21 protein-coding genes are annotated in these 25,083 nt (G+C 74.8%); 16 read left to right on the top strand and 5 right to left on the bottom strand.

Annotation, left to right across the window (positions count from 1 at the left end; all coding sequences use genetic code 11):
* Nucleotides 1-87: 87 nt before the first annotated feature.
* The gene (locus tag ACZ34W_RS31965) at nt 88-1,062 is read right to left on the bottom strand and encodes an EamA family transporter (protein ID WP_465609073.1); all 975 of its coding nucleotides are present in this window, start codon (nt 1,060-1,062) and stop codon (nt 88-90) included.
* A gap of 98 nt (nt 1,063-1,160) precedes the next feature.
* On the opposite strand from ACZ34W_RS31965, the gene ACZ34W_RS31960 reads away from it, so the two are divergent.
* Complete coding sequence (locus ACZ34W_RS31960; protein ID WP_465609071.1) at nt 1,161-1,658, top strand: MarR family winged helix-turn-helix transcriptional regulator; 498 nt, start codon at nt 1,161-1,163, stop codon at nt 1,656-1,658.
* A 64-nt stretch (nt 1,659-1,722) separates the two neighbouring features.
* On the opposite strand, the gene ACZ34W_RS31955 is transcribed toward ACZ34W_RS31960, so the two are convergent.
* A complete protein-coding gene (locus tag ACZ34W_RS31955; RefSeq protein ID WP_465609069.1) occupies nt 1,723-2,652 on the bottom strand; it encodes a methyltransferase domain-containing protein in 930 nt (309 codons plus the stop codon).
* Between the two features lie 29 nt (nt 2,653-2,681).
* Here ACZ34W_RS31955 and pdxR point away from each other — a divergent pair, with 29 nt between their 5' ends.
* Both pdxR and ACZ34W_RS31945 read left to right on the top strand, forming a co-directional pair.
* Nucleotides 2,682-4,175 carry a MocR-like pyridoxine biosynthesis transcription factor PdxR gene (gene pdxR / locus ACZ34W_RS31950; protein ID WP_465609067.1) on the top strand — a complete coding sequence of 498 codons (1,494 nt, stop codon included), beginning with the start codon at nt 2,682-2,684 and terminating at the stop codon, nt 4,173-4,175.
* A 163-nt stretch (nt 4,176-4,338) separates the two neighbouring features.
* The gene (locus tag ACZ34W_RS31945; protein WP_465609065.1) at nt 4,339-5,550 is read left to right on the top strand and encodes a glycoside hydrolase family 3 N-terminal domain-containing protein; all 1,212 of its coding nucleotides are present in this window, start codon (nt 4,339-4,341) and stop codon (nt 5,548-5,550) included.
* 22 nt (nt 5,551-5,572) lie between these two features.
* Here ACZ34W_RS31945 and ACZ34W_RS31940 read toward each other — a convergent pair whose 3' ends face one another.
* Complete coding sequence (locus ACZ34W_RS31940) at nt 5,573-6,289, bottom strand: polysaccharide deacetylase family protein (protein ID WP_465609063.1); 717 nt, start codon at nt 6,287-6,289, stop codon at nt 5,573-5,575.
* A 268-nt stretch (nt 6,290-6,557) separates the two neighbouring features.
* On the opposite strand from ACZ34W_RS31940, the gene ACZ34W_RS31935 reads away from it, so the two are divergent.
* The 3 genes from ACZ34W_RS31935 to ACZ34W_RS31925 all read left to right on the top strand — a co-directional run bounded on the left by ACZ34W_RS31935 (nt 6,558) and on the right by ACZ34W_RS31925 (nt 7,838).
* A complete protein-coding gene (locus ACZ34W_RS31935; protein ID WP_329491246.1) occupies nt 6,558-7,013 on the top strand; it encodes a hypothetical protein in 456 nt (151 codons plus the stop codon).
* A gap of 244 nt (nt 7,014-7,257) precedes the next feature.
* Nucleotides 7,258-7,632: an ArsR/SmtB family transcription factor gene (locus tag ACZ34W_RS31930; protein ID WP_329491247.1), complete on the top strand. Its 375-nt coding sequence runs from the start codon at nt 7,258-7,260 to the stop codon at nt 7,630-7,632.
* Nucleotides 7,633-7,706: 74 nt separating this feature from the next.
* The gene (locus tag ACZ34W_RS31925; protein ID WP_465609060.1) at nt 7,707-7,838 is read left to right on the top strand and encodes a DUF6126 family protein; all 132 of its coding nucleotides are present in this window, start codon (nt 7,707-7,709) and stop codon (nt 7,836-7,838) included.
* Here the strand turns inward: ACZ34W_RS31925 and ACZ34W_RS31920 are convergent.
* The gene (locus ACZ34W_RS31920) at nt 7,816-10,350 is read right to left on the bottom strand and encodes a cytochrome P450 (protein WP_465609058.1); all 2,535 of its coding nucleotides are present in this window, start codon (nt 10,348-10,350) and stop codon (nt 7,816-7,818) included. The two genes, ACZ34W_RS31925 and ACZ34W_RS31920, sit on opposite strands and share 23 nt — an antisense overlap.
* A 411-nt stretch (nt 10,351-10,761) precedes the next feature.
* On the opposite strand from ACZ34W_RS31920, the gene ACZ34W_RS31915 reads away from it, so the two are divergent.
* The 3 genes from ACZ34W_RS31915 to ACZ34W_RS31905 all read left to right on the top strand — a co-directional run bounded on the left by ACZ34W_RS31915 (nt 10,762) and on the right by ACZ34W_RS31905 (nt 12,859).
* The gene (locus tag ACZ34W_RS31915) at nt 10,762-11,541 is read left to right on the top strand and encodes a sigma 54 modulation/S30EA ribosomal C-terminal domain-containing protein (protein WP_465609056.1); all 780 of its coding nucleotides are present in this window, start codon (nt 10,762-10,764) and stop codon (nt 11,539-11,541) included.
* A 213-nt stretch (nt 11,542-11,754) separates the two neighbouring features.
* Nucleotides 11,755-12,177 (top strand): hypothetical protein, encoded by a 423-nt coding sequence (locus tag ACZ34W_RS31910; RefSeq protein WP_329491251.1) that lies wholly within the window; start codon nt 11,755-11,757, stop codon nt 12,175-12,177.
* Between the two features lie 118 nt (nt 12,178-12,295).
* Nucleotides 12,296-12,859: an SMI1/KNR4 family protein gene (locus tag ACZ34W_RS31905; protein WP_465609054.1), complete on the top strand. Its 564-nt coding sequence runs from the start codon at nt 12,296-12,298 to the stop codon at nt 12,857-12,859.
* 295 nt (nt 12,860-13,154) lie between these two features.
* On the opposite strand, the gene ACZ34W_RS31900 is transcribed toward ACZ34W_RS31905, so the two are convergent.
* Entirely contained in the window at nt 13,155-14,540 is a 1,386-nt protein-coding gene (locus ACZ34W_RS31900) for an NAD(P)/FAD-dependent oxidoreductase (protein WP_465609052.1), read from the bottom strand.
* 869 nt (nt 14,541-15,409) lie between these two features.
* Between ACZ34W_RS31900 and ACZ34W_RS31895 the strand changes: the two genes are divergently transcribed.
* From ACZ34W_RS31895 to ACZ34W_RS31865, 7 genes are all read left to right on the top strand, one after another.
* A complete protein-coding gene (locus ACZ34W_RS31895; RefSeq protein ID WP_465609050.1) occupies nt 15,410-17,680 on the top strand; it encodes an RICIN domain-containing protein in 2,271 nt (756 codons plus the stop codon).
* A 141-nt stretch (nt 17,681-17,821) separates the two neighbouring features.
* The gene (locus ACZ34W_RS31890) at nt 17,822-18,541 is read left to right on the top strand and encodes a hypothetical protein (protein WP_465609047.1); all 720 of its coding nucleotides are present in this window, start codon (nt 17,822-17,824) and stop codon (nt 18,539-18,541) included.
* A 112-nt stretch (nt 18,542-18,653) separates the two neighbouring features.
* Nucleotides 18,654-19,670: a UDP-glucose 4-epimerase GalE gene (galE, locus tag ACZ34W_RS31885; protein ID WP_329491256.1), complete on the top strand. Its 1,017-nt coding sequence runs from the start codon at nt 18,654-18,656 to the stop codon at nt 19,668-19,670.
* A 250-nt stretch (nt 19,671-19,920) separates the two neighbouring features.
* On the top strand, nt 19,921-20,346 hold the full coding sequence (locus tag ACZ34W_RS31880; protein ID WP_465609045.1) for a hypothetical protein: 426 nt from the start codon (nt 19,921-19,923) through the stop codon (nt 20,344-20,346).
* A 1,234-nt stretch (nt 20,347-21,580) separates the two neighbouring features.
* Nucleotides 21,581-22,801 (top strand): helix-turn-helix transcriptional regulator, encoded by a 1,221-nt coding sequence (locus ACZ34W_RS31875; protein ID WP_465609043.1) that lies wholly within the window; start codon nt 21,581-21,583, stop codon nt 22,799-22,801.
* Between the two features lie 244 nt (nt 22,802-23,045).
* Nucleotides 23,046-23,678, top strand: coding sequence for an FMN-dependent NADH-azoreductase (locus tag ACZ34W_RS31870; protein ID WP_329491259.1), 633 nt, complete (start codon nt 23,046-23,048; stop codon nt 23,676-23,678).
* 200 nt (nt 23,679-23,878) lie between these two features.
* On the top strand, nt 23,879-25,072 hold the full coding sequence (locus ACZ34W_RS31865) for a cytochrome P450 (protein WP_329491260.1): 1,194 nt from the start codon (nt 23,879-23,881) through the stop codon (nt 25,070-25,072).
* Nucleotides 25,073-25,083: the final 11 nt, after the last annotated feature.

The following is a 25,083-nucleotide window of genomic DNA, read 5'->3' as shown; positions in this document are numbered from 1 at the left end:
AACCCAGAACTCGAACGGTTCCGGCGCCGATAGTGCTCACCTGCTGGCGGCTATGGAACTGAGCATTCCCCGGTTCCATAGCTCCCATTAGGCGCGTACGGCGGCGGACTCGTTCGCGGGCCGCTCGCCGTCCCGCGCGGGTTCCGGGCCGGTCGGGGCCGCCGGGTCGGCCGGGTCTGCGGGGTCGGTCGGGGCCGCGGCGGTGCGGGGCCGCTGGGTCTGGGCGGCGACCAGCGAACCGAGCACGATCACCGCGCCGAGCCCCTGGACGGGGGTGAGGTTCTGTCCGAGGACGAGCCAGCCGAGGGCGGTGGCGACCACCGGGCTGAGCAGTCCCAGGAAGGTGACCGAGGTGGCGGGCAGCGCCCGGATGCCGCGGAGCCAGAGCGCGTACGACAGGGCCGCGCCGATCAGGCCGAGGTAGCCGTAGCCGAGCAGGTTGTCGCCGGTGAGGTGGGAGGGCGGGGCGCCCTCGACGACGAGGGCGACGGGCAGCAGCAGTAGTCCGCCCGCGGTGAGCTGCCAGCCGGTGGTGGCGAGCAGTGGTGCCGGTGAGGTCCAGCGCTTGGAGAGGACGACGCCGGTGGCCATCACGACCGCGCCGCCGAGCGCGGCCGCGACCCCGAGGGCGTCGAGCTGGGCGTCGGCGCGCAGGACCAGCAGGCTGACGCCGGCGATCCCGGCGATGCCGGAGAGGAGGGTGCGCAGTGAGAGCCGGTCACCGAGCAGACCGGCCGAGAGCCCGGCGGCGATCAGCGGCTGGACGGCGCCGACGGTGGCCGCGACCCCGCCCGGCAGTCGGTAGGCGGCGATGAAGAGCAGGGCGAAGAACGCGCCGATGTTGAGCGCGCCCAGGACCAGTGAGCGCCACCACCAACTGCCCTTCGGGAGCCGGCGGGTGAGGGCGATGAGCAGCAGCCCGGCGGGCAGGGCGCGGATCACCCCGGCGAGCAGCGGGCGGCCGGGCGGGAGCAGTTCGGTGGTGACGAGGTAGGTCGAACCCCAGATGGCGGGGGCCAGCGCGGTCAGCAGGACGATTCCGAGTCGTCGATTCCTTAGCACTAAGCCAATGTATCTCAGCACTAAGGCATCTCGGGTCGGCGTCGGCCGTTCGGTCGTGTGAGGTATCTCACCGCTAAGGCATCGTTTAGGCTGGGGGCGTGGCAGATCATGTGGACCGGCTGGTCAAGCAGTGGGGCGCCGAGCGTCCCGACCTCGACGTCTCCCCGATGGAGGTGATCGGCCGGCTGAAACGGCTCACCTACCTGGTGGAGGCCGAGCTCAAGCGGAATTTCGCCACCCACGGTCTGGACGCCCCCTCCTTCGACGTCCTCGCCACCCTGCGCCGCAGCGGCCCGCCCTACCGCCTCACCCCGACCGGCCTGATGCGGACCGCGATGGTCACCTCCGGTGCCATCAGCCAGCGGCTCGACCGGCTGGAGGCCCGCGGTCTGGTCACCCGCACCCCCAGCGACTCCGACGGGCGGAGCCGGGACGTCGAACTGACCCCCGAGGGCCGCGCCCTGGTCGACCGGGCGCTCCCGGACCACCTGGTCACCGAACGGCGGCTGCTGGCCGGCCTGGACGAGCGGCAGACCGAGGCGCTGATCGACGCCCTGCGCACCCTCCTCGCCTCCCTCGGGGACAGCCCGGAGTAGCACAACCGGGACCGGGGCGGGACCGGGGCGCCACCGGCCCCGGGCGGCAACGGCAGCCGGACGGTCAGGGGTTGACCGCCACCGCCTTGAAGAAGGTGTAGTGGAACGTCCCGCCCTCCTCCGCCGTGCGCCGCAGGTCGGCGATGCCGCGGTCGAACGCGGCCGCGGTGCTGAGCCCCGCGGCGAGGGCGTCGGCGCGCACGGACTCGACCATCGCGACGAAGGTCCGCCGGGTGAACCCCTCCACCAGCGCCGGCCGGCTGTCGTCCACCGAGACGGTGAGCGGGCGGACGGCGATGTCCCGGAAGCCCGCGGCCGCCAGGACGGGGTGCAGCCGGCGGCCGAGGAGCGCGTCGCCGCCCGCGTCGGCCTGGAGCCGGACCAGGTGGTCCACGGTCGCCCGGGCGGCGGCGCTGTCCGGGTGGAAGAACGTCGACCCGTGGTCCCCCTCGATCACCGTGACGGTGCCGCCGGGCCGCAGCACCCGCCGCAGCGCGGTCAGCGCGGCCGACGGATCCGCCAGGTGCTCCAGCACGAAGCAGACGAAGAGGTGGTCGAACGAGTCGTCCGGAAAGGGCAGTTCGTGCAGGTCCCCGTGGTGCCAGGTCACCTGCGCGCCGGGCGCCTGCGCCGCCACCCGGGCGCGGGCCTGGGCGAGCGAGTCGGCCGAGATGTCGGCGGCCGTCAGCTCCGCGCCCGGGCTGGACGCCAGCAGGTGCACGGTCTGCGCCCCGACGCCGCAGCCCGCCTCCAGGACCCGGCTGCCCGCCGGGTAGGCCGTACCGGCGTGCAGCAGTTCGGCGAGGGTGTCGGCCTGGTCGCCCAGCCGCAGCGCCTCGGTGGGCGAGTAGCCGTGGACGTAGGAGTGCTCGCCGGCCTGTTCACCGCCCCGCTCGTGGGCGTGTGCGTGGGGCTGGCGGTCGTCGTGCGGGAGCGGGGTGCTCGCCCGTCCGGCGGTGGGGGCTGCTGCGGGGTCCGTCGTCTCCGTGGTCATGACCCCACCCTGGCCCGCACAATGGTCCGGTGAACAGGTCCAAAGTGACGCCCGCTCAGGGGTCCATAACCGCCGGTGCGGACTTCCTCCAGCTCGACGCCGCCGACGCCCCGCCCGGCGGCCTCGGCGACTGGCTGGCCCACCGCCTGCGCGAGGCGATCTCGGACGGCCGGCTCCCGGCGGGCAGCCGCGTGCCCGCGACCCGGGTGCTGGCAGCGGAGCTGCGGATCTCCCGGGGGGTCGTCACCGACGCGTACCGGCGCCTCACCGAGGAGGGCCGGCTCGCCGGTCGGGGGCGCGGCGGCACGGTCGTCCTCGCCGCGGCCGTCTCCGTACCGCCGCCGCCGTTCGTGACCCCGGTGCCGGCCGCGCCGGAGCCCGCCCTGTTCGCGGCCGACCCCGTCCCCGCCAGCTTCGACGCGCTGCGGGCCGCGCCCGCCCGGATCGACCTCTCGCCCGGCGTGCCCGACCTCGCCGCCTTCCCCCGGGCCGCCTGGCTCCGGGCCGAACGCGCCGTCCTCGACGCGCTCCCCGCCCACGAGTTCGGCTACGGCGACCCGCGGGGCAGCGCCGCGCTGCGCCGCGCAGTCGCCCGCTGGCTGGCCCGCAACCGCGGCATCGGCGCCGACCCCGACGAGGTGCTGATCGTCGCGGGCGCCGCCCAGGCCCTCGCCCTGCTCGGCCAGGTCTTCGGCCGGGCGGGCATCAGCGAGGTCGCCGTCGAGGACCCGGGCTCGCTCGGCACCCGCCAGCACCTCGGCCACTGGCTCCGCGCCACCCCGCCCGTCCCGGTCGACGCGGAGGGCATCCGGGTCGACGCACTGCGCGCCACCGGCGCCCCGGCCGTGCTGCTCACCCCCGCCCACCAGTTCCCGACCGGCGTGGTGCTCGGTGGCCGGCGCCGCCGCGAACTGCTGCACTGGGCGGGCGAGGGCGGTCTGGTGATCGAGGACGACTACGACGCCGAGCACCGGTACGACCGCCCGCCGGTGCCCGCCCTGCGCGCGGTCCTCCCCGAGCAGGTCTGCTACATGGGCAGCGTCTCCAAGCTGCTCGCCCCCGCGCTGCGGACGGGGTGGCTGCTCGTCCCGCCCCGCTACCGCGAGGCCGCCCTCGCGGCCAAGCGTTTCGCCGACCTCGGCAATCCCGTGCTGCCCCAGCTGGTGCTGGCCCGGCTGATGGACTCCGGCGAGCTGGAGCGGCACCTGCGTCTGCTGCGGCCCCGGCACCGGCGCCGCCGGGACGCGATGATCGCCGCGATCGGCGCGCACATGCCGGGGGCCGTCGTGCACGGCGCCGCGGCCGGGCTGCACCTGATGGTCACCTTCCCGGCCGGGCTCGGCTGCGGCGACGCCGAACTCGCCACCGCGGCGCTCGCGCACGGCGTCAAGGTGCAGCCGCTCTCCTGGCACGCCCGGCTGCCGCACCCGCCCGGGCTCGTCCTCGGTTACGCGGCGGGCACGCCGGGCGGGATCGAGGAGGGCATCGCCGTCCTGGGCCGGCTGCTGCGCGGGCCGGGGTGACGGGCCGTGGAGGCGCCCGGGGCCGGGGGAGGGCGGGTGCCGTCCGCCGTGCCGGTCGGCCGCCACCCCGGTAGCGTGGCGGACCGGGCGCGCACCTCGCCCGGTCCGCTCGAACCCGTCCGCCCGTACCCGTCCGCACTCGTCCCAGTCCCGGGGAGGCCCGATGCCGTCGCTGCCGCGGACCGCCGGTGTCGTGCTCCCGGCGCTGCTGCTGACCGCGGCGGCCCTGGTGCCGGCCTGTTCGGCGCAGGGAGGGCAGCGACCGCCGTCCGCGGCGGAGAGGACCACGTCGATGGCCACCGGTCCGGATGCCGCGTCGCCCACCACCGCGGGCTCCCCCTCGCCCACCGACCGGACCGCCGGTCTGGACTCCCGGCAGCTCGCCGGCCGGCGGATCGTCTACTCCTACCCCGGCCCGACGCCGTCGCCCACCGTGCTCCGGGCGATCCGCGAGGGCCGGGCGGCCGGTGTCATCCTGTTCGGCGAGAACGTCACCTCGCCGGAGCAACTCAAGTCAGCTGTCGGCGAGTTGCGGCAGGCCGCAGCCGAGGCGCCGGACCCCCGCCCGCTCCTGCTGCTGACCGACCAGGAGGGCGGTCAGGTGCGCCGCCTGCCCGGCGCGCCCGTGCTCTCCGCGCGCCGCACCGGGGCGTCGGCCGATCCCGTCGGCGAGGCCGCCCGATCGGGAGCCGGGGCGGCCCGCACGGTCGCGGACGCCGGCCTGAACGTCAACCTCGCCCCCGTCCTCGACGTCTACGACGCCCCGGACAACTTCATCGACCACCGCGAGCGCTCCTACGGCCAGGACCCGGCCTTCGTGGCCCGGCTGGGGAGCGCCTTCCTCACCGCCCAGCAGGACCTCGGCGTCGCCGCCACCGCCAAGCACTTCCCCGGCCTCGGCTCCGCCCCCGGGGGCCTGGACACCGACGAGGGCCCCGTCACCCTGCCCGTCCCCCTCGCCGACCTCCGGGCCCGGGGCGAGGAGCCGTACCGGGCCGCCATCGCCGCCGGGGTCCGGCTGGTGATGACCTCCTGGGCGGTCTACCCCGCCCTCGACCCCGACCGTCCGGCGGGTTTCTCCCCGGCCGTGGTCCAGGGCGAACTCCGCGACCGGCTGGGCTTCCGGGGCGTCACCGTCACCGACGCCCTGGAGGCCGGGGCCCTCGCACCCTACGGCGACACCGGCGCCCGCGCCCTGGCCTCCGCCGGGGCGGGTATGGACCTGTTGCTCTGCTCCGCCCGCGACGCCGGCCAGGGCGAGGCCGCCGCGACCGCCCTCGCGACCGCCCTCGACGCGGGCGGCCTGGACCGGACGGCCTTCCTGGAGTCCGTCCGGCGGATCGACGCCCTCCGGGACTCGGTCGGCGGGAGCTGAGCGGGAGCCGGGGGAGGGCGGCTCAGCCGTCCAGGAGGGTGCGCAGGTCCAGGATGCGGTAGCCGCGGTCGCGGACGGCGTCGATGATCAGGGGGAGCGCCTCGGCGTCCAGGCAGCGCCGCTCGGCGCTCGCGTCGGACGTGCCGACGTGGAGTTGGAGGATGGCACCGGGGGCGAGGGCGGCGAGGGCGCGGTCAACGGCCCCGGCGGTGGTCATGCCGCCGGCGGCGCCGAGGTAGCCGTTGGTGTCGGTGGTGAACTCGAGGTCGGCGAAGCCGAGCGCGTTGACGTCGGCGATCCGCTGCGGCGTCGTCTCGCTGTAGGGGAAGCGGAAGAACGGCAGGGGGTCCGTCCCGGCGGCCTTGCGGATCGCGGTGTCGGCGCGCAGCACCTCGGCCCCGGCCTGCCGGGCGTCGAGCTCGGTGAACAGCGGGTGGCTGTAGGAGTGGTTGCCGAGCCCGTGCCCGGCGGCCGCCATCGCGCGGACCGCGTCCGGGTGCCGCTCGGCGTACTGGCCGGTGGGGAAGAAGGTGGCCGGCGCCCCGCGCTCCCGCAGGGTGCTCAGCACGGTGTCCAGACCGGTCTCGTCCCAGGCGGCGTTGAAGGTCAGGGCCAGGACGCGATCCCCGGTGGGGAGCAGGCGCACCTCCGCGCCCATCAGCGGTACGGGCACCGGCCGGGCGGCGACGAGGGCGAGGGCGGCGAGCACGGCGGCGAAGGTCGTGCGGAAGGGCTTCACGCCTGCCCAACGCGTCCGGACCGGGCGGGGCACGCGGCGCACCGCCGACCGGGTGTCCCGTGCGCCCGGACCCCGGGCGGCTCGGACGGTCTCGGTCGGGACGGGCGGGGCGGCAGTGATCGCGCCATCGAAGGTCGATTTCTGGTCTGTTCAGGTTTTCCGGGGTGGATCACCACTCAGGTGTTCGAATCCCATGCCAGGGTTGAGGCATGGCACATGTGAAATGTCACATGTGAATGAGTCGATGTTTCAGAAGACGGAGAATCCGATGAACCGAATCGCTCTGCTCGCCGCCGGGGTCGCCGGGGCGGCGACCCTGCTGGCCGTTCCGGCGCAGGCCGGTGCCGCCACCACGACCGCCACCGGCACCGTCACCACCTGCGGTGCCTCCGGGCTGCAGGCCGGCCTGGCGACCAAGGTGTGCGTCGAGGTGACCGGTGACCAGGTCCAGCTGTACGGACAGGTCTCGCTGGCCGGTCCGCCGACCCCGGGCGGTCCCGCCCCGCAGACCAAGGAGCTGCTGACCACGCTGTCCGGTGAGGTCGTGGGCGGTGCCTCGCTCGGCTCGTCGAACGGGCGCACGCTGTTCACCGCCAGCACGGTGCAGGTCCGTGGCGTCGGCGGTACGGTGCCCTGCGGGTCCACCGTCCACGGCAGCTTCGGCGTGGCGTCCTTCCCGTGGAACCCGGCTCCGGTGACCGTCGACGTGGTGGTGGCCTGCTAGGCGGCACGTGCGCGGCGGCCGGGCCCGGGGGTGGTGCGAACCCCCGGGCCCGGCCACCGCGTTTCCCGGGGGCGCCCCGGGCTCGGCCCGGCGCGCCCCCGGGGTGCCCGGGCTCCGGATGATGATGACTTGAAGAAATCTTCATCTGCCAGGATGATGCTTCCCGGTCGTGGCGGCCGGGGCACGGCCCCGCCGGCGCGGGTGTGCACACCGGCACCACCGAGCAGCAGGGAGCGAGCGGACGATGGCTGTCCCGCTGTACCAGGCCAAGGCGGAGTTCTTCCGCACCCTCGGGCACCCCGTCCGGATCCGGGTCCTGGAGCTGCTCCAGGACGGGCCGCGGCCGGTGCGCGAACTGCTGGCCGAGATCGGGATCGAGCCGTCCAACCTCTCCCAGCAGCTCGCCGTACTGCGCCGCACCCGGCTGGTCACGGCCACCCGTGAGGGCAACACCGTGGTGTACGCGCTGAGCACGCCGGACGTCGCCGAACTCCTGCGGGCCGCCCGGCGGATCCTCACCGACCTGATCACCGACCAGGGCGCGCTGCTCACGGAGCTCCGGGGGCCGGACGCCGCCGGGGCGCCGGGCCCCCGCGCCGAGCGGGTGACGAGCGGATGACGGCCGTCCGGCCCGACGCCGCCGCCCGGCCGTCCGATCGCGCACCCGGCCCCCGACCGAAGGAGAACCCGGCCATGGCCAGCGGCACCAGCGACGAGAAGAGCAGGCGCAGGGCGATGCTGATCCGCGCGGGCATCTACGTCTTCGCCACCCACCTGTTCGCCGGGTTCGTGCTCCTGCTGTTCACCCTCGGCGACCGTCACTGAGGTAGCGGCGACTGGTGCTGGTCCACGCGTAGACGCCGTCGACCAACTCCCGGCTGCCGTCGAGGTACCAGTGCCCGGCGGGGTGGCGGCGCCGCAGCCGGCGGCGCAGCGTCCGGCTCTCCTCCCGCAGCCGCGCGATCCGGGCGCGCACCGACAGCTCCGCCCGGCGGCGGGTGCAGCCGCGGACCCGCTGCAGGGTCAGCACGGTGTTGAAGGCGGCGGCCGGCTGGCGCTCCTCCCGCTCCAGCGAGTAGAGGTCGTTGATCAGCGTCGCGGCGTCGGCCGTGTGGGCGCGCAGCCGGTGCAGTTCGGGATCGGCGTGCAGCCCGGCGGGCGCGTCGGCGCCGTGGACGCGCTCCAGTATGTTCATGAACGGGTAGAGGCAGCTGGCGTGGCGGCGCAGCCGCATCGTCTCGGGGAGGCCGGGGGAGGTGCCCCGCGACCGGTGCACCGCCTCGGCGATGAAGGTGTCCAGGCAGGACCGCCACTCGGTGGCGCCGCGCGCGCGCCAGGCCGGTGACATGCCCTCGTTCTGCCGCAGCCACAGCTCCCGCCAGGCACCCAGGAGCCGGTCGTCGCCGGGGGCCGGTCCGGCGGGCGCGGTCGCGCGGTCGGGGCCGGTGAGGACGGCGAGCAGCGGATCGACGAGGGCGCGGGCCCGGTCGGGGTGGCGGCCGGGGGCACCGTCGAAGCGGTCGTCGAGGATGGTGAACCAGCCCAGGACGTCGACGAGCAGGTCGAGTTCGGCGCCGCGGGCCCGGGGGTAGGCGTGGCCGATCAGCTCGGGGAGCGCGTAGGCCTGGTAGCGCGGCAGGTCGGCCGGGGTGAGCAGGCCGTGGCCGACCACCCAGTCGGCGTGCCGGGCGGTGGAGGCGCGCAGTTCGGCGGGCCGGCGTGGGCCTCCGGGGGCGGGCGGCCGGGCGGCGGGGTAGGCGGGCGGAGCAGGCCGGGGGCCGAGCGCGGCCCGGGCGGCGACCGCGGCGGGGCGGGCCGGCACCTCGTGCGGCGCCCGGTCGTCCGGCCGGCCGGCCGGTCGGTCCGGGGCGGGGGAGGTGCGCGGGGCGAGGCGGACGCGCAAGTCCTGGGCCTGGACGGTCGTCCAGACCACCTCGCGGGCCCGGGATCCCGCCACCGCCGTCGGCCGCCAGCGGCGCAGGATCGCGGCGGCGGCCACGGTCAGCTCCGCCCAGGCGAACGCCTCGCCGATGCACTTGTGCTTGCCCGCGCCGAACGGCAGGAACGCCTGCCGCCCGGCGGTCGCGGCCGAGCCGCCCTCGCGCCAGCGGCCGGGGTGGAAGCGCAGCGGCTCCGGGTAGAGGTGCGGGTCGCGGTGCAACGCGGTGAGGCTGTACAGCAACTCGGTGCCGGCCGGGATCCGGTACGGGCCGAGCTCGACCGGCACGGTCGCCGTCCGCATCAGGAAGGCGTTCGGCGCGTGCAGCCGGACCACCTCCTGGGTGACGCTGCGGGTGTAGCCGAGCCGGGCGAGCGCCTCGGGGGTCGGGACGGTGCCCGCCGGGAGGTGTTCGTCCAGCTCGGCCAGCACGCGGGCCTCCACCCCGGGGTGGCGCAGCAGTTCGTCGAGCAGCCAGGTGAGCGTGGTGGAGACGGTCTCGGTGCCCGCGCCGAACATGGTGATCGCCTCCGACCGGACGTCGGCCTCGGTGAGCGGCCGGCCGGTGGCGGGGTCGGTGGCCGCGCGCAGCAGCGCGGGGAGGGTGCGGTCCGCCGGGCCGGAGGGCCGCCCGCCGCCCGCGGAACCGCCGAACGGGCAGCCGCCCGCCGGCGCGCCGCCGGGCCGGGTGCTGCCGTCGACGGCCTGGTCGACGACCTGGTTCAGCACCCGGACGGCGGCGTCGAACCGCCGGTTGACCGGCAGCGGCAGCCGGGCGAACGCCGGGTGCGGGTACAGCGACTGGACGATCTGGCCCTTCACCAGGTCGGGCAGCGCCCGGTGGAAGGCGAGCGTGGCGTCCTCGCTCAGCCGGGCGTCGAACAGCGTGCTGGTGACGATCTCCAGCGCGAGGTGGTTCATCTCCTTCGCGACGTCGAGGACCTGGCCCTCCCGCCAGCTCCCGGCCCGCTCCTCGGCGACCCGGTGCATCACCGCGAGGTACTCGGCCGTCCGCTCCGGGCCGAAGGCGGGCTGGACGGTCCGGCGGCGGTCGCGGTGCGCCTGGCCCTCGGACATCAGCAGGCCGTCGCCGAACGCCGTCCTGAGGGTGTCCTGGACGGCGCCGCGCGGACAGTCGTACGCGAGCGCGACCAGCAGGGTGTGGACCAGGCCGGCGTCGGTGACGACGCAGACGGTGCGCGGGCCGAGCCGGATCCGCACCACGCCGCCGTGGCGGGCGAGCGAGCCGAGGAAGCCGAGCGGGTCGCGCAGCAGGGCGGGTGCGTGGCCGAGGCCGGGCAGCGCGCCCGGCGCGAGCGGGGGAGGGGCCGCGGGGGTTCTCCGGGGGGTGCTTCTGGGGGGAACGGTCGATCTCCGGGTCTCAGTCGTCAGGACCATGACATTACCTCTCACCAGATGAACCGTCGCGGCGGCACCGCCGGTGTCGTCGCCGCGACCGGGGGGAATCGGGGGCTCCGCGGAGCGGACCCCGCGCGCACCACTGCCAGAGGGCGCACGACATGGGAAACGCGCCGGTCCGGCGGGCGTTGCGCCGTACTCCGGTGGATCACCCCATCGGTGGAGCGCGCGGCGTGCGGCCCGCGAGCGGCGCCCCGGCTGCCGGGGGCACGGCGGAGGCGCGTGACGGGGACCCCCGGAGGCCCGTGCGGCCGGTCCGGTGCGGCCGGGCCCGGCCCGGTCGTCCGGCCCGGGCCGGGTGGTCCCGGGCTGCCGCACATTCCAGGTCTTTCGGCCCTCGGCGGGAGGGCCCCGGGCGGTCCAGCATGGTCCCGGACCGAGGAGGACCTGATGACCCGTCTGCACCACCCGCCGGCCCCCGACCTGCGGGTGGAGATCCGCGGCGAACTGCCGCGCGCGGATGCCGAGTACGCGCGGGCGCGGGCACTGGGGCTGGGCACGGCCCTCGGGCCGGGCGCGCACGCGGTCCGGATCCGGCTCACCCGGCTGCGCCACCGCTCGCTCACCCGGCCGGTCGTGGCGCAGGCCGCGGTCGAGCTGGACGGTGTCGGCCCGGTCCGGGTGCAACTGGCCGCCGCGACCGGGGCCGAGGCGGTGGACGTCGCGCTCGGCACGCTGGCCGGGCGCGCCACGCGGCTGCGCGAGCAGGGGGAGATCGGACTGGCCGCGGTGTACGAGAGCGCCTACCGGCCGCAGTACGCGCCGCGCCCGCTGGCCGAACGGCAGCTCGTCCGGCGGAAATCGGTCACGCCGGCCCGCTGCACCCCCGACGAGGCCGCCCGCGCGATGCTGGCCCTGGACCACCGCTTCCACCTCTTCGTCGACGCGCTCACCGGCCAGGACGCCGTCGTCCATCGCGGTGCGGTGAGCGGCGGCCTCCGGGTGGTGCGCGCCCACGCCGGCGCGCGCGCCGGCGGCTCCGGGCTCCTCACGACCGAAAGCCCGCGTCCCGCGCCCACGTCGGACCTGGCCGAGGCGGCCCGCCGGCTCTGGCTCACCGGCCGGCCGTTCGTCTTCCACACCGATCCCGGCGATGCGCGGGGCCGGGTGCTCTACCGCCGCTACGACGGCCACTACGGCTTGATCACGGCGGTAGCGCGGCCCTGCTGAGGGGCAGGTATCGGACGGCACCGGTCGCCCGGGAGGACCCCGGCCGGTCCGGTACCGCAGGACGCAGGACACAGGACGAACGAGGCGAGACGCAGGACGCACGAGGCAAAGCGCAGGACGCAGGACGCGGCACGGCACCGCCCCGAACGAGTGACGAGCAGACGAGCACCCGACCGACCGGCACACCCCTAGCGCAAGACGGGAACTGGGACCATGGACTGCGAAGAAGTCATGCTGACCGTCCGGATCTCCGCGGCCGAGCGGGCCCTGCTGCGCGCACTGGCCCGCGGCCACCGCGGTGACGTGTCGGAGGTCGCGGTGGACGGCCTGCTGGACGTCATCCCCGCCCTGCACGACGACGCGGGCGTGCCGGGGCTGCTGCGCGTTCTCGCCCGGCCCGCGCCCTGCGCCGTCACCCTCTGGCTGCCCCTGCCGGTCGCGGACCTGCTCCCGCTGGTCGGTGAGCGGGTCACCCGGGCCGCCGGGCTGCCGGTCGGCCCCGCCAGTGCGGCGCTGGCGGCCGGGCTGCGGCTCTGGTTGGCGGGTGACCCGGACCGCCTGGCGGCCTCCCTCGCCGCCATGCACGCGCAGGGTGTCCACTCCTACGGCGTGGGGCACCTGGGCGTCGCGGCCTGAGCAACCCTGAGCAACCCTGAGCAGCCCTGAGCAGCCCCGACCCGCCGTGAACTGCCCTGAGCCCGTGCCCTTCGTGCGGGGGCCGCGGTCGTCGCACCCCTCTGGTACTCCTGACGGCATGACGGAACACGCCTCGGCCGCCGACCTCGCCCTGCTGGGCGCCGCGTTCGGTGCCGACCGGGCCGGGTCGTCGCGGACACCACCACTCGGCCGCGGCGGGGTGCGCGCCTTCGAGGCCGAGCACGGCATCGTGCTGCCAGAGCCGTACCGGACGTTCGTGGCCGAGATCTGTGACGGCTTTTCGGACGGCCCGCCGCACCACGGGCTGATACCGGCCGCCGCGCTCCCGGCCGACTGGGGCGCCGGCCGTCCCGGGCAGGTCCTCGCCGAGCCGTTCCCGCTGTCGGCCGCCTGGCTGTGGGACGACGATCCACGGCCCGAGGAGGAGGTCGAGGCGCTCCTGGAGCGGGTCTTCCACCACGGCTCGATCGTGCTGGGCACGGACGGCTGCGGGATGTACTGGCACCTGGTGGTCTCCGGCCCCCGGCGCGGCGAGATCTGGCTGATCACGGGTGAGGGCGCCGTCCCCTACCGCGCCCCGGACGGCGGGTCGGCGGGGGAGCCGGGCTTCGCGGGCTGGGTCGCGCGCTGGGCGGCGGGCCTGCCGTGGTGGTCGGAGTGACAGCAGGGGCCGGGCGGGCCTGCCGGGGCGGTCCGAATGGCATGTCCTGGGCGGGAAGTTGGCTGGTCGGAGTTCTGGTCACGGCGCCGGCTCAGGTCTAGCATTCCGGTCACGGCAGCCGTGGTCCGGGCATTCGGACCAGCCGGCCGGGTGGCTCCGCCACCTCATGCCGGGGAGCGCGTACCCCCCGAGCGCGCTTCCCGGCGCCGCCGGCCGACCGTCGGCGGCGCCGTCGGCGACCGGGGCCGGGCGGTCGGTACGGGCCGGTCAGAACAGGTCGGTCAGTACGGTCCGGTCAGTACGGTCCGGTCAGTTCGGCCACCCGCGGGAACCGGGCGATCGCCTCGCCGAGGGTCGGTGGGACGGTCCGGCGGGGCCGCAGCGTGGCGAGGGCCACCGCGGGCGAGGTCAGCCGGCCGGCGGGGGCGGCGAGCGAGAAGACGTCGAAGTAGGCCGCCGAGACGGCCGGGTCGGTGAGGGCGGCGCGCAGCAGCCGCTCGGTGTACCAGCGGCCGAGTCGCGCGGTCGGCCGCTGGGCGGGGGGTTCGTTCGACCGTGCGCCGGGGAAGTCCCGGTCCTGCTCCTCGGCCATCTTCCACGGGGTGTCGACGGCGCGGGCGATCCGCCGCTGCACGGTGGCGCTGACGTGCGGGTGGAGCCCTTCGGCGTCGAGGGTGGTCCGGATGGCGACGGCGCACTGCGCGGCGACGGCCATGCCGTGGCCGTAGACCGGGTTGAGGGCGGCCAGCGCGTCGCCCGTCGCGGCGAACCCCGCGGGCGTCCCGCTCTCGTAGCAGCGGCGGCGGTTCAGCGTGCCGCGACACGTGCGGATCGGGCCGACGGGGCGGGCGGCGCGGGCCAGGTCGTGCACGACCGGGTGGGTGAGACCCTTGAGGAAGGTGTGGAACTCGGCCTCGGTGCGGGAGGGTTCGCCGGCCCGGGTGCCGGAGAGGGTGATGATCCAGCGGTCGTTCTCGATGGGGACGACGGTGGCGCCGCGCCCGGGTGTCCGCCGGCCGGGGACGGGGACGATGCTGACGACGGGGAAGCCCTGGTTGCCGCGCGGCGCGTCGAACAGGCGGGCGGCATAGGCGAGTCCGGCATCCACGGTGACCTCCCGCGGACCTGTCGAGCCGAGTGCGCGCAGCCAGCGCGGGGCCTGGGAGCGGCGGCCGGTCGCGTCCACGACCAGGTCGGCCGGGAGGGTCTCGCGCGATCCGTCCGGGTTCCGCACCAGCGCCCCGCGGACCTGGGCCGCGTCGCCGGTCAGGCCGAGGACGGAGGTGCCCTCGCGGATCGTGACGGCGGCCCGGCCGCGCAGCCGCTGCCGGACGATGTGGTCGAGCAGGTGCCGGCTGCAGGCGATCAGATAGGCGGTCGACTCGAAGGCCTGGAGCCAGCCCGGGCCGAGGCGCATCAGCATGCCGGAGGGCATCGGCCGGCGGTGTGCTCCGGCGGCCAGTAGCGCGTCGACGGTTCCCGGCAGCAGCGCGTCGAGGGCGTCGGCTCCGCCACCGAGCAGGATGTGGCTGAAGTCGCCCTGCGGTAACCCCCGGCGCGGGTGCGGCCCGTCGGGGAGGGTGTCCTGCTCGACGACGGTGACGCGGCGGGCGTGCGGTTCGAGGGCCGCGGCGGCCAGAAGCCCGGCGAGTCCGCCGCCGAGCACGACGGCGGTGCTCACCGCGCTCCGGCGGAGCGGTCGGACGCGCGGTGGTCGAACAAGCGGTGGGTGGGCGTGCGGTGGGCGGTGAGGCGCTCGGAGCCGGGGTGCGCCGAGCCGCGGTGGGCCGTCGGGCGTGGGGCGTCCGGCGGGTCGTGCGGGAGTGGCACCAGGTGCCCGACGGGCGGCCGGGGAATCATCGAGGAGCCTCCGTGCGGTAGCGGACGGCGGGGCCGCCCAGTGGACGAGGGCGCGGACGAACGGGTTCCGCTCGTGCACGAACTCCGCTTCGGGGGAGCCGACTTCGCGAAGCCGCGAGGGGGGTGCCGGCGGGGTGGGGCGCCCGGGCAGCCCGTGGCGGTGGCACCGGTGGCGGCCGGACGGGCGGCCGCCCCGACCCCCCGACCGGAGCCCGGCGAACCCGGCTCCATGCCCCCACCCCCGCTCTTCGATCGCCGGTCCCCGGCCGCCGGTCACCGGACTCCGGCGGTCACCGGTCATCGGCCACCGGTCGGTCGGCCGAGGAAGCCCATTCTGGCCAGCGGCCGCAACTGTTCAAAGGACAACCTTCGTTCTTCCCTCGCACGGGTGACCACGGCCCCCGGGTGAACGGCGGTCACGCGGGTGACCGGACCGGTCGGGCGGGGCCGTCCGGGAGCCGGTGCGGTGCGGGCCGGGCGGCCCGACCACCGGCCCGCGCCGAGGGGTTCGCCGCGTGCTCGGTGGGCCCGTTCGCGCGCCGGTTCGAAGCCATCCGCAGATCTGCGCGAGTTTCGAAAGGAGGTTTCTGTTATCCGGCCCGGTCGGCCGTGGTCTCCCTGGTGTCGGACGGTCCGGCCGCCGCGAGCAGCGGCAGGCGGACCGTCGCACCGAGGAGAGGAGACGGACACATGGGAGACCGGAGCAGCGAGCGCCGGAGTACCGAGCGGCGTCGCCGCCGGAGCGGCAGGCCCGGGCGCCGGACGGCGCTCCTGGCCGCGGCCGTGGTGGCCGGGCTGGTCGCGGGCGCACTGGGGATCCAGACCGCGTTCGAGCCGGCCGCGGACCGCAGCGTGTCGGTGGCGGCGGACGCCGCGGCCGACCGGGCGGCGGGTGGCATGGCCGGAGTGGTCGCCGACGGCGACGACCCGGGAGAGACCGGCACCGCGGAGGGGGCCACCCAGGCGCCCGCTCCGCAGCGGGAGAAGAAGGCCGCCCCACTGCAGGAGATACCCAAGGACCAGCCGGAGCGCGGTCTCGTCTACGCCGGTCTGGCCCTGCCGAGCGGCGACCGGTGCGCCGGCTCGCTGGAGGTCTCGGGCGGGCAGCTCTGCAGCCACGGGCCGGACGCGCCGCCCAAGGACGTGGACATCCGCAAGGACATCCCGCCGGTGGCCGCCGCGGCCGACCGGGCGCCGGTGCTCACCCCGGCCCCGGACGCCCAACCGCCCGCCGCCGCAGACCTGTTGAAGGGTGCGGCGCCCGTCCTGGACGCCGGGCAGAAGGCCCTGCTGGGTGAGGCCGCCGCCGGAGCGCCCGCGCCCCAGCAGGCTGCGGCCGCCGCGGGCTCCGCGCTCGTCTGCGAGGGCGACGGCAGCACCGGCAACCGGGTCCAGGCGGTGTACGTCCACGCCCCCGGCAATGACCGGTTCGCCCAGTACCTGGCCTCGTTCAAGAAGTGGGCCGCGGACGTCGACGTCATCTACAACGCCAGCGCCCAGGAGACCGGCGGCGTGCGGCACGTCCGCTTCGTCACCGAACCCGACTGCACCGCCTCGGTGCTGAACGTGCAGATCTCGGACTCCGAGATCAAGGACTTCAACGCGAGCAACCGCGCACTCGCGGCGCAGGGGTTCAACCGCAAGGACCGCAAGTACATGATGTTCACCGATGCCAAGGTCTACTGCGGCATCGGCACCTTCGCGGGCGACGAGCGCCCCGGGCAGGACAACCTGAGCAACTTCGGCCCGTCGTACGGCCGGACCGACTCCGGCTGCTGGGGCGGCTCCACGGCGGCGCACGAACTCGGCCACAACCTGGGTGCGGTGAGCAACAGCGCACCCAACTCCAGCAAGGGCGGCCACTGCGTCGACGAGTGGGACCTGATGTGCTACTCGGACACCCCGTACTACCCGGCGATGAAGACGGTCTGCCCGGACAACGCCAGTGACAACCGGCTCGACTGCCACCACGACGACTACTACAACACCGCTCCCGCGCCGGGCAGTTACCTGGCCACGCACTGGAACGTCGCCAACAACCGGTTCCTGATCCCCGGGGGCGGCACCGGCCCGAACCCCAACCCGAGCCCCACCGCCACCCCGACGGCCACGCCGACCCGGACCACCACGCCGAGCCCGACCGGCACGCCGACCAAGACGCCGGCGCCGACCCCGACCGGGAGCCCGACGGGGACCACCACCCCGTCGCCCACCGGTACGCCGACCCGGACCGCCTCGCCCACGCCGACCCCGACCGCCTCGCCCACCGGTGGCACCGCGCCTGATGTGACGGCCAGTCAGCTCACCCAGAACTCGGTCATGCTGAGCTGGACGGCCGCGCCGGCGGCCGCCGGGTACGACGTCCTGCTGAACGGCCAGACCATCGGCACCGTCCGCTCCACCGTCGTCGGTGTCGTCGGGCTGGCGCCCAACACCTCGTACACCGTCGCCGTCGCCGTCCGCGACAGCGCGGGCAGCGTCTCCAAGCCCGGTCGCTCCGCCACCTTCCGCACCCTCGCCGACGCCGGCCAGCCGCAGCCGGGCACCCGCTACACGATGGTCAACGGGCTGACCGGTCAGGCCGCCGACCTCTGGGGCAGCTCGCTCAACGACGGCACGGTGGCCATCGCCTACCAGCGCACCGGCTACGCCAACCAGAAGTGGAGCTTCGAGGACGCCGGTTCGGGCACCGTGCGGATCAAGTCGGCGCGTTCCGACAAGTGCCTCCAGCTGGGCGGCACCCCGGTGGCCGGCCAGTACCTCGCGCAGCAGCCCTGCTCCGACTCCGGCGCGCAGAAGTGGCGGCTCACCCAGTCGGGCGGCGGAGTCACCCTGACGGCCGAGGGTTCGACCCTCGTCCTCGGGGTCAGCAGCCGCTGGTACTACGGCGGTTGGCTGCTGGAGCTGCAGAAGCCCAACGGCCAGGCCTACCAGTCCTGGACGCTCCAGAAGACCAGCTGACGGCGGCCCCGCCGAGGACCGTCCGACGGCGGGTCGCCCCGCCGTACCCGTTCCCCCGCCCGTCCCGATGACCCCGGGTGCGGCCGCCACCGCTCGACAGCGGGGGCGGCCGCACCCGGCCACCCCCGAGGATGCCCCACCATGCGCACCCGAACGTTCGCCACCGCCCTCGCCCTCGCGGGGGCGGTCGTTCTCGCACCCGCCGCACTGCCCGCCGCCGCCCACGGCGACACCGTCCACCTGGAGGTCACCGGGCAGGACAGCGGACACGTCACCACCGTGGCCACCTGGGAGAACGACCACGACCCGGTCACCGAGGAGTTCGCCGGGTCGCTCGCCGCGACCTCCGCCGACGGCCGCTCGGCCGGGCCCTGGCGTCTGGTCGCCGTGCCCGGGCACCCCGGCTCCTACACCACCCGGGAGATGCTGCCGGCCGGCCACTGGCGGATCACCGTGGACTGCGCGTTCCCCTCGCTCGGGCACGGCGAGCGGGAGCTCGACATCGAACCGGCGGTCATCTCCGACCCGCCCCTGCCGACCCCCACCGGGACGTCCGGCGCGCAGCCCACCACCGCCGGGCCCACGGTGGGGCCCACCGTCGTGCCCACGCCCACGCTCACGTCCGGAGCCACGCCCGCACCCACCCCTCCGGCGGGGTCCCCCTCCGCCGGACCGACGGCCGGACCCACGGCCGGACCGACGGCCGGACCGACAGCCGGGCAGACCGTGCCCCCTGCGCAGGACACCGCCACCGGGAGCGACGGTTCGTCCACGGCGGTCCGGCTGGCCGTCGGCACCGCCGTGGCCGCCGTCGTCCTGGCCGCCACCGGCTTCGCGCTCCGCCGGGCCCGCCGGCGCTGACTCCCGGTCGAAGGATCCGCAGGTCAGCGGAACCGGCGGGCCCGAACCCACCGTCCCCCCTCTCAACCGGACGCCGCCACGGCGTCCGACGGGAGCAAGGGAGCGTCCGCGTATGAAGAAGGTCCTGATCACCGGTGGCGCGGGATACATCGGCAGCACCGTCGCGTCCGCACTGCTCGACCAGGGCATCACGCCGGTCGTGCTCGACGACCTCTCCACCGGCCGGCCGGAGTTCGTCGAGGGCCGGGAGTTCTACCGGGGCGACATCGCCGACGCGGACCTCCTGGACCGCGTCTTCGCCGAGCACCCCGACATCGGCGCCACCCTGCACTGCGCGGCCCGGATCGTGGTGCCGGAGTCGGTCGCCAAGCCGCTGTTCTACTACCGGGAGAACGTCGCCAAGACCGTCGAGCTGCTGGAGGGCCTCCAGCGCAACGGCTGTACCCGGGTCGTCTTCAGCAGCTCCGGCTCCATCTACGCGCCCACCCCGGACGCCCGGGTCGACGAGAGCTGCCCCGTCGCCGCCGGCAGCCCGTACGCGCGGACCAAGCAGATGATGGAGCTGGTCCTCCAGGACTGGACCCGGGGCGAGGGCGCCGAGGACCTCCGGGTCGTCGCGCTGCGCTACTTCAACCCGGTCGGCGCCGACCCGCGGCTGCGCACCGGGCTGCAGGACCTCCGGCCGACCCACGCCCTCGGCAAGCTGATCGAGGCCCATGCCGACGGCGTGCCGTTCACCGTCACCGGCGCGGACTGGGCGACCCGGGACGGTTCCGGCATCCGGGACTACATCCACGTGCAGGACGTCGCCGAGGCCCACGTCGCCGCGCTCACCCGGTTCGACGAGGTGATCAAGCCCGCGGCCGAGGACCGCTACCGGGTGATCAACATCGGCACCGGAGAGGGCACCACCGTCCGCGAGCTGATCGCGGCCTTCGAGGCCGCCGTCGGCGCCGAGGTCGAGGTCCGGGAGGCGGACCCCCGGCCCGGCGACGTGATCGGCTGCTACGCCGCCGTCGACACCGCCCGCGAACTCCTCGGCTGGACCGCGCGGCGCACCATCGCCGAGGCCGTCGCCGACGCCCTCGCCTGGCGCGCCAAGTGGACGGCGCACCTCGCCTCCGCCTGACGGGCGGCCGGCGCCTGACGGGCTCCGTCCCGGCCCGCGCAAGCCCCGCCCGGCGCCGGACGGGGCCTGCGCGGGCCGGAACCGCCGCACCCGCCCACCGCGTCTTCCGGCGAAGGCGAAGGCGAAGGCGAGAACCGGGCCGACGGCCGCGCGGGCGGGCCACCGGGCAGCCCGCCGGCCGCACCGGACCGTGGGGAGCGGAGCACCCGGTGGGAGAGCGGGTGGCCGGAATCAGCTGGTGGACGTGGACGTGGACGCGCAGGGCGCTGATCGGACTCTGCGGGGCGGTCCTGCTGCTTCCGGTGGCGCTGGTCGAGATCCGGCTCGCGGCTGGGACGACGGCACCCCGCCGGCGCTCCCGAGGGTGCCGCTGCTGCCCTACGCGGCGGTCGCCGGCCTGGTGGTGCTGGGTGTGCTGCTCGCCCTGCGCCCGTGGTGGGCGGCGGCCCTGGCCGGGCTGCTCGCCACCGGTCTGACGAACACCCACGCCGAACTCGGCCGGGGCGGTTCGCCCGCCTGGCCGGAGGACAATGCGGACTTCCCGCACCTACCGCCGATGATTCAGATCGGCCATGTCCTCCGTGGTGAAGGTTTGACCGCCGTGGCGGTGTCCGGGCACCGCGTGCCGGGTACGGATCACCGTGCGGTGGTGGCCGAACTCGCCGTGACGGGCTGAACGTCGAACGGTCGGTGCGGCCTGCGCCGCGCCGGTCGTCGGCATGGCTCGGACCGGCCGGCCGTCCTTTGTGCACACGAAGAGCGACATGCCACAGGCGTCACTCCGGTCACAGAAATGATCACGATCATCACCCGATCGTGTTCGACATGACGTAGAGTCTGAATCGGCATGGACAGGCCAGGGGGCGCGTCCGAGTGCGTCTTCCGGCGGGGGCCGGGGGGCGACGGCCCGCGGTGCGGGCGGGGACGGGTCTTTCCGGCATGTCGCACAGCGGGCGAGGCTGCGGGCCGAGGGGGTGGATGCTGCGTGCGGATCGAGTCGGTGGTCGTGGTGGGTCGCGACGTGTCTGAACAGCTGCGGCGGCGAGACGATCTGTTCCACGATGTGGCCAGCCCTTTCCAAGGCCTCGGTGTTCTGGGCATGCTCGTGGGGGGCCTCCGGGGGGGCGCCGCCTTCGCCGGTCACGGCGACCGGGGTCGCTGTCGCAGCCCGGGTCACCGGCCGACGGGACATCAGGGTGCCTGCGGCGAAAGCCTCTTACAGATCGGACGGTGTTCGCTGCCCTACCGTTCGCGGATGACCGACGACCCGGTCATCGCGCATTCCTCTCCCCGTCTCCTCCCGCCGGCCCCGTCCGGTGGTCGGGCGGCTGTTCAGAGCCCCGTCGACATTGTGGTCGCACCCGGCACCTCGTGACCGGAGCGGGCTCTTCCGGCTCATCGGCTGCGCGCCGCCGCGCGTTCGGCGGCCGACGCAGCGTCGCGCAGTGGTCAATCTCACGTCAGCGCCCCAGGCGGCCCCGGCAGGTCTTCCTGGAGTCGAACGACGGCTCTGTGGAAGGGGGGTGCCGAATGTTGTCCAGACGTTCCGGCGCTCCGGAACCGGCCCTTCCGTCCTGCGGACCGGGCCCCGACCGCCGGTCGACGGGCTCGGGACACGGGGGCCCGACCATGCGTCGCGGACCGCCGGGCCGCCGCTCGTCCGCGACCGACCAGGCACCACCGGCACGATCGTGTTGCAGGCCCCACATTCCCATGTCGAATCGAGTGGCGTCCGACGATGCCCGCCGAGCAGCCGGGCAGGACAGGGCGGTACCGATTCCGAGTCGGAGGATACAGTGTCATTTCGGACTTACACGGCGCCCGGTCCTTCCCTGCAGTTATCCGACGAAGTCGTCCAGTTGGCGGCGCGTTCCGCCCAGTCGTGGCTCGACGGCCAGCTCGGTAGGAGTATGGATCTGGCTGCCGCCGCCACGGGCCGGGCGCAGGCCGGAGCGCCGGGCTCCTGCTCGCTGAAGGCGAGGATCTGGCACGCGACGCTGTTGACCCGCGTCCGCGGTCTGGGGGCGGCTACCAACATGCTCGCCGACGACACGTCACCTGTCCACGGATCGAACCAAGTTGAGAAGCGTGCCGCTCATTTGCTGTGCGAGGCGGAGCTGAGCCTGGCCAAGGGCGAGCTCGACCGGGCGGTCGCCTCGGCCCAGGCCGGTCTCCGGCTGGCCCAGCAGGCCGGCAACCGGTCGCTGAACCCGAGCGGGTTCCTCGTCATGGCGGTCAGTACGACCCGGCAGCTGGACCTCACCACCGCCCTCCAGTACGCGAACCGGCTGCGGGACCACGCCCTGCTCGGACGCGCGAACCTGATGGCCGGGCAGTGCGCCTGGGCCGTCGCCCAGGTGCTGGAGGCCCGGGACGGGACGGAGAGCATCGCCCACCTCCTGAAGGGGCTGGTGCACGACGGTGCGCTGGCCCGGGAGTTGCTGGTCTCGCAGCCGGCGGCGGCGGCCTGGCTGGTCCGCGCCGCGCAGCGGCTGTCGGACGACGAGATCGCCGTCCGGACGGTCACCCAGGTCAACGAACTGGCGGCGCGCAACCCCAGCTTCCGCACCGTCCAGGCGGCGTCCGCGCACGCCATCGGCCTGTTCGAGCGGAACGCCGCGGCCCTGGAGCGGGCCGCCGGCCTGCACCTGGACCGGTGGGCGCAGGCCTCCGCGCTGGAGGACGCGAGTGCGGTGCGGTTCGTCCGCCGCTCCGAGCAGGACCAGGCCGTCGAGCTGCTGAAACGGGCGGCGGACGGCTACGGGGCGGTCGGTGCCTCCCGGGACGTCCTGCGGGTGCGCAGCAAGCTCAGGGAACTGGAGGGCAACAGCGGGCAGTTCTCGCGCCGCCCGAGCCGGACCAGAACGATGGCCAGCCAGTTGACCGACACCGAGTACGCGGTGGCGGAGCTGGTGAGCCAGGGACTCACCAACGGGCGGGTGGGGCGACAGCTCTTCATGTCCCCGCACACGGTGGCGTTCCATCTCAAGAAGATCTTCCGCAAGCTCGACGTCGCCTCCCGGGTGGAGCTGGCCGGCACCTGGAACCGGCTCGTGGAGGAGCGGACGACCGAATTGGGCGCGGACTCCGCGTTCGTGCCCGAGGTACCGGCCGGGCGGTTGGCCGTGTGAGGCCCGCGCGCCGGTGCGACGGTGTGCGCACGGTCGCGGAACGGGCCCTTCCGACGGGGCCGCCGCGGCGTGCCGCCCGGCCGTCCGGGCCGGCGCGTGGGCCCGCCGCGCGGCTCCTCACGGGCCGGTGGCCACCCGCGCTACCAGACTGAGGGATGCCCGTCCGGGGCGCTTCTCCTTAGACTCGAAGAGCGTTGGAAAAGCAGTTCTCGGTGAATCGCTCAGGACAATCCAGGGGCCCTTTGTGTCTTCTCTTCTCCACATTGATTCGAGCATCCGCGCCACCGGCTCCGTGACGAGGCAGTTGTCGTCGTATTTCGCCACCCAGTGGCGCCAGAACCACCCGGGTGACGGTTACACCTACCGGGACCTGGCGGCCCAGCCGGTCCCGCACATCACCCACGCGGTGCGCGAGTCGCTCCTGGACCCCAGCCGTGACCACGGGCTGGCGCCGGCGGAGAAGGCGCTCACCGAGGCCGTGGTGGCCGAGGTCCGCGAGGCGAGCACGATCGTGCTCGGCGTCCCGATGTACAACTACGCCGTGCCGTCGACGATCAAGTCGTGGATCGACCTGCTGGTCAGCCCGGCCCACATGGTGCCCCCGGGCGCCGAGTCGGGCCCGCTGAGCGGCAAGACGGTCATCGTGGTCACCGCCCGCGGCGGCTCGTACGCGCCGGGCACGCCGCGGGAGGGCTGGGACCACCAGGAGCCCTACCTGCGCGCGGTGCTGAGCTCGATCGGCCTCGCCGACGACCTGAAGTTCGTGCACGCCGAGCTGACCCTCGCGGCGATCGTGCCGGCGATGGCGGCGCTCAAGCCGCTGGGCGAGCAGTCCCTGGCGAACGCCAACGAGACGCTCAAGAAGCTGGCTCTCTGATTCCACGGAACGGCCCGGCCGTCATTCGCGGCCGGCGGGAACATCGCGGCGGGCTTGTGCCGGATTCGCCGCGTGATTCGCCGTGCCCGCACACCGGTGCGGGCCCGGTGAATTGTCCGGGAAACGGCTCCGTACCGAACCGGCGGGGCTGCCGTTTTCGTGCGCAGGGATATTTCGACCCGAAACGGAGAAGGTGCGTCATGAGCGAGGCGATCTCTTACGAGGATGCCTGGGCGCGGACTGACAAGTTCGACCCGCCGGCGATTTTCGACGAGCTGCGGAAGGAGCGCCCGCTGGCGCGGATGGTCTACCCCGACGGGCACGTCGGGTGGATCGCCACCAGCCACGAGCTCGCCCGGCAGGTCCTGAGCGACCCGAAGTTCAGCCACAACCTGGAGATCGGGCACTTCCCGGTCACCAAGTACGGTGGCCCGGTACCGCAGTTCCCGGCCATGCCGGGGATGTTCATCCACATGGACCCGCCGGAGCAGACCCGGTTCCGCAAGCTGCTGACGCGCGAGTTCACCGGCCGCACGATCAACCAGCTGACGCCGCAGGTCGAGGCGGTGGCCGCCGAGCAGATCAAGGTCATGCGCGAGCACGGCAACTCCGCCGACCTGCTGGAGACCTTCGCCAACCCGCTGGTCCTGCGGGTGCTGTCGGACCTGATCGGCCTGCCCTACAGCGAGCGGGACCGCTACGCCGAGGCGCCGGCGGTCATGAACAACCCGTTCGGTGACGCGCAGGAGTCGATGGCCGCGTTCGCCCAGGTGGGCGCGTTCATCCACGAGACCATCGCGCGCAAGAAGGCGGAGCCCGGGGACGACATCCTGAGCCGGCTGATCGCCACCGGGGAGCTCAGTGACGAGGAGCTGGGCAACATCACCGCCCTGCTGCTGTTCGCCGGTTACGAGACCACGGAGGGCGCGCTGACGGTCGGCGTGTTCGCGCTGCTGCACCACCCGGAGCAGCTGGCCGCCCTGCGGGCCGACCCCTCGAAGATCGACGACGCGGTGGAGGAGATCCTCCGCTACATCACCGTCAACCAGTACGAGATCTTCCGGACCGCCCTGGAGGACCTCGAACTCGGCGGCCACGCCGTGAAGAAGGGCGAGACGGTCACCGTCTCGCTGCCGGCCGCCAACCGCGACCCGGCGAAGTTCGGCTGCCCCGCCGACCTCGACCTCTCCCGGGACACCGCGGGCCACGTGGCCTTCGGCTACGGCGTCCACCAGTGCATCGGCCAGAACCTGGCCCGGCTGCAGCTGCGGGTCGGCCTGCGGGCCCTGCTGGAGGCCTTCCCCGACCTGCGCCTGGCGGTGCCGGCGGACGACGTCCCGCTGCGGACCCACGGGTCCGTCTTCGCTGTGAAGTCCCTGCCCGTTTCCTGGTAACTCCCTGCTCT

This window comes from Kitasatospora sp. NPDC022856, from assembly GCF_055561235.1.
Note: the sequence above shows the minus strand (reverse complement) of the source record. Positions and strands in the feature narration are given on the sequence as shown.

Bases quoted from the DNA above. Each gene is read 5' to 3' on its own strand.
- ACZ34W_RS31955 (WP_465609069.1), bottom strand. From the start codon at position 2,652: ATGACCACGGAGACGACGGACCCCGCAGCAGCCCCCACCGCCGGACGG.
- ACZ34W_RS31945 (WP_465609065.1), top strand. From the start codon at position 4,339: ATGCCGTCGCTGCCGCGGACCGCCGGTGTCGTGCTCCCGGCGCTGCTG.
- ACZ34W_RS31935 (WP_329491246.1), top strand. From the start codon at position 6,558: ATGAACCGAATCGCTCTGCTCGCCGCCGGGGTCGCCGGGGCGGCGACC.
- ACZ34W_RS31930 (WP_329491247.1), top strand. From the start codon at position 7,258: ATGGCTGTCCCGCTGTACCAGGCCAAGGCGGAGTTCTTCCGCACCCTC.
- ACZ34W_RS31925 (WP_465609060.1), top strand. From the start codon at position 7,707: ATGGCCAGCGGCACCAGCGACGAGAAGAGCAGGCGCAGGGCGATGCTG.
- ACZ34W_RS31920 (WP_465609058.1), bottom strand. From the start codon at position 10,350: ATGGTCCTGACGACTGAGACCCGGAGATCGACCGTTCCCCCCAGAAGC.
- ACZ34W_RS31915 (WP_465609056.1), top strand. From the start codon at position 10,762: ATGACCCGTCTGCACCACCCGCCGGCCCCCGACCTGCGGGTGGAGATC.
- ACZ34W_RS31910 (WP_329491251.1), top strand. From the start codon at position 11,755: ATGGACTGCGAAGAAGTCATGCTGACCGTCCGGATCTCCGCGGCCGAG.
- ACZ34W_RS31905 (WP_465609054.1), top strand. From the start codon at position 12,296: ATGACGGAACACGCCTCGGCCGCCGACCTCGCCCTGCTGGGCGCCGCG.
- ACZ34W_RS31895 (WP_465609050.1), top strand. From the start codon at position 15,410: ATGGGAGACCGGAGCAGCGAGCGCCGGAGTACCGAGCGGCGTCGCCGC.
- ACZ34W_RS31890 (WP_465609047.1), top strand. From the start codon at position 17,822: ATGCGCACCCGAACGTTCGCCACCGCCCTCGCCCTCGCGGGGGCGGTC.
- galE (WP_329491256.1), top strand. From the start codon at position 18,654: ATGAAGAAGGTCCTGATCACCGGTGGCGCGGGATACATCGGCAGCACC.
- ACZ34W_RS31875 (WP_465609043.1), top strand. From the start codon at position 21,581: ATGGATCTGGCTGCCGCCGCCACGGGCCGGGCGCAGGCCGGAGCGCCG.
- ACZ34W_RS31865 (WP_329491260.1), top strand. From the start codon at position 23,879: ATGAGCGAGGCGATCTCTTACGAGGATGCCTGGGCGCGGACTGACAAG.